The sequence below is a fragment of the Type-D symbiont of Plautia stali genome, assembly GCF_001485335.1.
Taxonomy (GTDB): Bacteria; Pseudomonadota; Gammaproteobacteria; order Enterobacterales; family Enterobacteriaceae; genus Pantoea; species Pantoea vagans_C.
In genome coordinates, this window is the sequence record NZ_BBOC01000176.1 from 1 (window position 1) to 2,000 (window position 2,000).

A 2,000-nucleotide genomic window follows, 5' to 3' on the forward strand; every position below is an offset into this window, starting at 1 on the left:
TCTGGTCAGCCGCTACCGCGAATCCGGCCGGACAGGTGTGATAAATCTTCGCCGGGGAAAACCCAGCAACTATCAGCTGAACGAAGAGCTGAAATCTCAGGTGGTGAAGCTTATTCGTACCCGCTGCCGGGGTATGAGCCCTACCGGTGCATGGCGCTTACTTAACACAGGATTTGGGCTGAGCATCTCCAAAGAGACCGTCAGGAAGCTGATGATTGCCGAGAAGACCTGGGTAGCCCATCCGAAAGATAGACTCTGACCAGCCAGACTCTGTCCATGTAACAGATGACACTTTAACTTAGCCAAGAAGGCGACATCTTAATAATGGATAGACATTCATTATAGAGTCCAATTTGATAAGGAGATGCGGCGCGTTTGCCACCTTTTCTGGGAGATCTCTGCTTATGCTGGTGACCATGTCGAACAAAGAACTTCACCGTCTTTCCGTCATTCAGGCTGTTACTGAAAAAAGTCTGCGTCGCCGCGATGCTGCCTCTCAGCTGGATCTCACCGAACGTCAGGTTCAGCGGCTGATGAACCACTACCGCGAGTCTGGTGCAGCCGGTCTTACCGATTGGAAAGCCCGGCACGCATCGCATCGATGAGGCTCTGCGCCACCGCATACTGACGCTGCTACGTGAAAATTACGTGGGTTTCGGTCCCACACTTGCAGCAGAAAAACTTCAGGAGCGTCACGGGATTACGATTTCAGTTGAGACGCTACGATGCTGGATGACGGCGGACGGACTCTGAATCCCACACGCCCGCCGTCAGCCCCGGATTTATCAGCCGCGCCTGCGGCGGGATTGCCTTGGCGAGCTTATCCAGATCGTCGGCTCACACCATGACTGGTTCGAAGGCCGCGCACCAAAATGCTGCCTTCTGGTTTATGTTGACGACGCGACTGGCCGTCTTATGCATCTGCGCTTTTGTCAGATTGAGTCTGCCTTTGATTACATGGTGGCCACCCGCGACTATATCGATAAACACGGCAAGCCGGTGGCGTTTTACAGTGACAAGCATGCGGTGTTCCGCGTCAGTCAGGCCGAAACACGACGTACCGGCATCACGCAGTTCGGACGCGCGCTACACGAGATCTGAACATTGATCTAATCTGTGCCAACAGTTCGCAGGCCAAAGGCCGTGTCGAACGCGCCAATCTGACGCTACAGGACCGGCTGGTCAAGGAGATGCGGCTGGAGAACATCACCGGCATTGATAACGCCAATGCCGGTGTTGGGCTAACCGTCAGTTCTTGTCGGTGGATTCAGCTATGCCGATCCATTTGGATCACCATCCCCGACAATAGTGGTATTCTTTTGAAAGAGAAAATTAACGGGCTTCTAAAGGATGCTTACCAGTAAACAGAACAACGCTTTAAATATCATGATGGCTCTGAGTGAGGAGAAAGTTATACCTGTCAGAGATTTAATTTCAGAAGTTTCACTTTCTGTTAGTTACCTTGAAAGTCTGATAGCGGTGCTCAGGGATGAAGGCCTGGTTAAGAGTATGCCCGGCATGTACGGCGGTTACGCATTATCCCGTAATCCCGCCAGCATTACCGTAACTGACATATTGTCAGCCTTCAGTGCCTCAGACACTCCTTATCCAGTGGTCAGGGCTCTCATTTCGGTATCGCTTAAAGATTTGCAGAACTCAGCTCAAATTTCTAAGACCTGAACATAATGGAGTGACTCGTCATACGTAATCACTTGCGCTGTTTGTTGATGTACTGCTGCAATCCGGCTATTTGCTTTCCTGCCATGACCATTCGCTCAAATAAAGTGAATTAATTCTGTTCATTTGCGGCTCAGGCATGGGAAGCCACACGTGCTGCATGGGATGCCATTGCATTATGCTTGAACGACTTAACTCGCGAAATCGCATAGCGAATCGCTTCTATCCAGCGAGGGTCGGCTGAAATTATCAGGGAATTTTTTAGCGAAGCATGTAAATCACTCCATACCATGATGCGTACAGACACATCTCTCCCCAGTCCA

Annotated in this window: 3 protein-coding genes and 1 pseudogene; 3 read left to right on the forward strand and 1 reads right to left on the reverse strand. The window is 50.9% G+C overall.

Annotation, left to right across the window (positions count from 1 at the left end; all coding sequences use genetic code 11):
* The 3 genes and pseudogenes from PSSD_RS27895 to PSSD_RS25800 form a co-directional block, all read left to right on the forward strand.
* Positions 1–259, forward strand: a 259-nt coding sequence (locus tag PSSD_RS27895) for a helix-turn-helix domain-containing protein (RefSeq protein WP_167347713.1), incomplete at its 5' end; no start/stop codon positions are given.
* A gap of 157 nt (positions 260–416) precedes the next feature.
* A pseudogene (locus tag PSSD_RS28305) lies at positions 417–1,232 on the forward strand (ISNCY family transposase); the annotation flags it as partial.
* 118 nt (positions 1,233–1,350) lie between these two features.
* Positions 1,351–1,680 carry an RrF2 family transcriptional regulator gene (locus PSSD_RS25800; protein WP_052127597.1) on the forward strand — a complete coding sequence of 110 codons (330 nt, stop codon included), beginning with the start codon at positions 1,351–1,353 and terminating at the stop codon, positions 1,678–1,680.
* Positions 1,681–1,810: 130 nt separating this feature from the next.
* Here the strand turns inward: PSSD_RS25800 and PSSD_RS28310 are convergent.
* The coding region (locus PSSD_RS28310) for a hypothetical protein (RefSeq protein ID WP_235589310.1) at positions 1,811–2,000 on the reverse strand (190 nt) is incomplete at its 5' end.

Excerpts from the sequence above, each read along its gene's own strand:
- PSSD_RS25800 (WP_052127597.1), top strand. The coding sequence starts at position 1,351 with ATGCTTACCAGTAAACAGAACAACGCTTTAAATATCATGATGGCTCTG.